Source organism: Acidiphilium sp. (assembly GCF_049977125.1).
Taxonomy (GTDB): domain Bacteria; phylum Pseudomonadota; class Alphaproteobacteria; order Acetobacterales; family Acetobacteraceae; genus Acidiphilium.
Genome location: NZ_JBMFGY010000229.1, coordinates 1 through 3,614 on the forward strand (window position 1 = coordinate 1; position 3,614 = coordinate 3,614).

The window sequence follows — 3,614 nt, forward strand, 5'->3', positions numbered from 1 at the left end:
CCTCCACCAGCTCGGCCGGCGCCCTGTCCGCCGCCACCGGCGTTGAAATTCGCGGCTATGGCGGCAATTCCGATACTGAACTGGACCCTGCGGTGAGGACCAAGTTCGGGTGGCATTAAGGTGGAAGTGGCGCCGTTCTGATCTCCATTTATGTTATGCTGCTTGCTGCTGTTGTGGCTGTGGATATGTGGGCAACGCGTGAGCGTTGTCCAAGCTGGACCGAAGGACCAGCGTCATATCCACAGCCATCGGCGGCAGCGCGCCGATCATCTCTTCGCGCCAGACCTCCATCGGCGCCCGATTGCTCAACGCCTGATGGGGGCGTTGATAATTGTAAAAGGCCATCCATTGAGAAATCCCGGCACGCGCCTCGCTCCCATCGGCATAGAACTTGATGTAGATATCCTCGTATTTCAGTGATCGCCAGAGCCGCTCGATGAAGACATTGTCCATCCACCGGCCCTTGCCGTCCATCGAGATCCGGATTCCCGCCGCGCTCAGCACACCGGTGAATTCCGCCGAGGTGAACTGCGAGCCTTGATCCGTGTTGAAGATCTCCGGCCTGCCGAACCGCGCCAACGCATCTTCCAGCGCCGAGACGCAGAAGCTGACATCCATCGTGTTCGATACCCGCCAGGCCAGCACCGCGCGGCTATACCAGTCCATGATCGCCACCAGATACAGAAACCCCCGGCCGATTGGCAGATACGTGATATCGGCGCACCACACCTGATTTGCCCGATCGATCTTCAGATCCCGCAGTAGATACGGATAGATTTTGTGACCCGCACCCGGCTTGCTGGTCCGCGGCTTGGGACCCAGCGGCACGATCCCCATCAGACGCATCAGCCGCCGCACCCGCTTGCGGTTCACCCGCAAGCCATCGCCCCTCAGCAGCGCCACCAGCCGTCGCGACCCCAGAAACGGGTGCCGCAGGAATAATTCGTCAATCCGGCGCATCAGGTCCAGATCGTTGTCATTTGCCGGCCGGCGCGCTCGGTACACTCCAGATCGAGCCACATTCAGCATTTCGCATTGCCGGCGGACCGATAGATCGGGATGGTGCCGGTCGAGCTTCGCTCTACGGTCCGGTGCGCTCATTTGCCGAACCTCTTTGCGAAAAAATCGTTCTCAATCGTCAGCTGTCCGATCTTCGCGTGCAGCTTCTCGATCGCCCGGCTCGAGGCCGCCTCGGCATCCTGGCCAATCTTCGGATCAAACGCGCGCGCCGCATGCTCCTGCAACTGCTTCTTCCACGCGTAAATCTGGTTCGGGTGAACCTGATAGCGGGTCGCCAAATCGGCCACCGTCGCCTGCTCACGCAACGCCTCCAAGGCAATCTTCGCCTTCAACGCCGCATCAATCGTCCGTCTCGTTTTGCTCATAATTCGCTCCGTTTACCACAACTGAGCGACGCATCTTCCAATTAAGCCCCTGGTCCCATTTTCGGGGCCCAGTTCACTGAACTCTGCGATCAGATTAACCCGTACTGCCGCGCCTTGTTGCGCAGAAACGGCAATCCCTCCTCGATGATTGCGGTCCGGCTGGATGCCACCGGCCGCCAGACAGAAAGTGCCGCGGCCAGGCGCGGTGGCATATAAATGAAACTCTCGAGCGCCATGCCGCCGGTGAACCCCAGGCCGGCCAGCCCGGCGAACACCTCGTCCCACGCGATCGTGCCGGTACCCGGCACCCCGCGATGGCTCTCCGACAGATGGATATACGCAAGGTGTGCCCCCGCCGCGCGGATCGCGTTGGCCTGCCCGGTCGCCTCGATATTCATGTGATAGGTATCGAGATGCAGCACGATATTCGGCGCGCCTACCCTCTCGATTAAGGCAACCGCCTGTTCGGTTGTGTTGAACAGATGTGACTCGTAGCGATTGACCACTTCGATCCCGAAGGTAATACCAAACCCGCGCGCGACCGCCGCCGCCTTGTCGAGAAACCGCGCCACCGCATCGAGTTCCGTTGTGGTCGGTGGCTTGCCAGTGCGCTCGCCGATCGAGCCATAAGTTACGCCGGTGAACAGCTTGGCGCCGATCGCGGCGGTCTTTTCCAGCGCTAGCGTTACGAACTCCAACGCCTTGTCCGCATTATTGGTCGGTCGCGCATCCTCGGGCAGACCGAGTGAGCAGCACGCATCGAGTCCGTGTTGCTCCAGCAAGGCCCGCGTCACGGCGGTTTCGGCCCGGTTCGGCTCGATCAGCGCGATCTCGACAAAGGCGAGCCCGTTTTTCGCCGCTTCGGGAATCGCTTGCCGTGCGGCCTGCTCGGTCCAATCATGCGCCCAAAGGCTGGTGTGGATACCAAATCCCTTCATGCACCATTATCCCTCCTCACTTGAACCGCCTGGCGTGCCACGCGAGCACCGGATTCTCGACCAGGATCACTCCGATCAAAATCACACCGATCACGCCGGCCTGATAGATTGGGTTGAAATCATTATAACTTAGCCCGTAATCGACAATCGCTATCACCACTGTCGCCAGCGCCGTGCCCACCACCGACCCGGTCCCGCCAAAAATACCGGTGCCACCCAGCACCACGATGGCGATGCTGATCAGATTGTCATTCAACCCCGCATCCGGCCGCGCCGTGCCAAGCCGCGCGGCACCGACGATCCCCGCAATTGTCGCGGTCAATCCACACAGCGCATAGGCTGTACCGCGCAGCCGGCCGACCCGCAACCCGGCCAGCGCTGCGGCACGGTCGTTCGTGCCAGTCAGATACAGTGCCCGCCCATAGCCGGTGCCGTGCTGCAAATATGCGAACACGGCCAGCAGCGGTAGGTAAAGTGCAATTAACTGAAACGGCAGCCCCAGCACATGCCCTTGGCCCAGCGCCAGAAACCATGAGGACTGCTGCGTCAGATCGATGTTGGTCCCCCCGCTCAGCACCAGCGCGAGGCCGGCATATCCGAACAATGTCGCCAGCGTCGCAATGATCGGCGCAATCCGCAGCCAGGTTATCGCCAGCGCGTTGATCGCACCGAGTCCAAGCCCGGCACCTAGCGTCACCGCCACGGCGAGGGGCCATGGCACATCGGCATGCAGCAGCCGCCCCAGCACCACCTGCGCCAGACCGGCGATTGCGCCCACCGACAGATCGATCCCGGAATCGCCACCACTGATCACCAGCGTCTGCCCCAGCGCGATCATCCCGATCTCGACGCCGAACACCGCCATGCTGTCGAAATTCGCACCGCTCAGAATATCGGGGTGCCCCATGGCGAACCCGATCAGTGCCAGCACCGCCATCGCCGCCAGCAGCAACGGCCGTGTGCGGTCGAACCCCGACGCATGCATTCTCACATCCCTCCAGCATCACGGCGGGAACTGAGCCCGATCGCCGCGAGAATGATCACCCCCAGCGCCACGCCGTTCCAGAACGGCTGGATGTGCAGCAGCACGATCCCGTCATCGACCACCTGCACCACCAGCGTGCCCAGCAGCGTGCCCGCCATGGTGCCCCGCCCGCCGGACAGCGACGTTCCGCCCAGCACCACCGCCGCAATCACCTGCAAGACAAACCCGCTACCGGTCGAGGTCTGCACCATCGGGCTTTGTCCCAATGTGAGCAATGCCGCAAACCCGGTCAGCACCCCGAGCACC

General features: G+C 62.0%; 4 protein-coding genes. All 4 read right to left on the bottom strand.

Going from position 1 to position 3,614, the window contains the following annotated elements:
- Nucleotides 1–153: 153 nt before the first annotated feature.
- Nucleotides 154–1,385, bottom strand: a protein-coding gene (locus ACP5E6_RS17190; RefSeq protein ID WP_427956246.1) for an IS3 family transposase whose coding sequence is annotated in 2 segments (ribosomal slippage) — nucleotides 154–1,112 and nucleotides 1,112–1,385 — 1,233 coding nt in all. Because the reading frame shifts where the segments join, the coding sequence is not laid out codon by codon here.
- Between the two features lie 89 nt (nucleotides 1,386–1,474).
- On the bottom strand, nucleotides 1,475–2,323 hold the full coding sequence (locus ACP5E6_RS17195; RefSeq protein ID WP_427956248.1) for a sugar phosphate isomerase/epimerase family protein: 849 nt from the start codon (nucleotides 2,321–2,323) through the stop codon (nucleotides 1,475–1,477).
- Between the two features lie 16 nt (nucleotides 2,324–2,339).
- Nucleotides 2,340–3,308, bottom strand: coding sequence for an ABC transporter permease (locus ACP5E6_RS17200; protein ID WP_427956250.1), 969 nt, complete (start codon nucleotides 3,306–3,308; stop codon nucleotides 2,340–2,342).
- 2 nt (nucleotides 3,309–3,310) lie between these two features.
- On the bottom strand, nucleotides 3,311–3,614 hold a 304-nt coding region (locus tag ACP5E6_RS17205), incomplete at its 5' end, for an ABC transporter permease (RefSeq protein ID WP_427956252.1).

What these genes read in the sequence shown, in the direction of transcription:
- ACP5E6_RS17195 (WP_427956248.1), bottom strand. Translation starts at nt 2,323, where the DNA reads ATGAAGGGATTTGGTATCCACACCAGCCTTTGGGCGCATGATTGGACC.
- ACP5E6_RS17200 (WP_427956250.1), bottom strand. Translation starts at nt 3,308, where the DNA reads ATGCATGCGTCGGGGTTCGACCGCACACGGCCGTTGCTGCTGGCGGCG.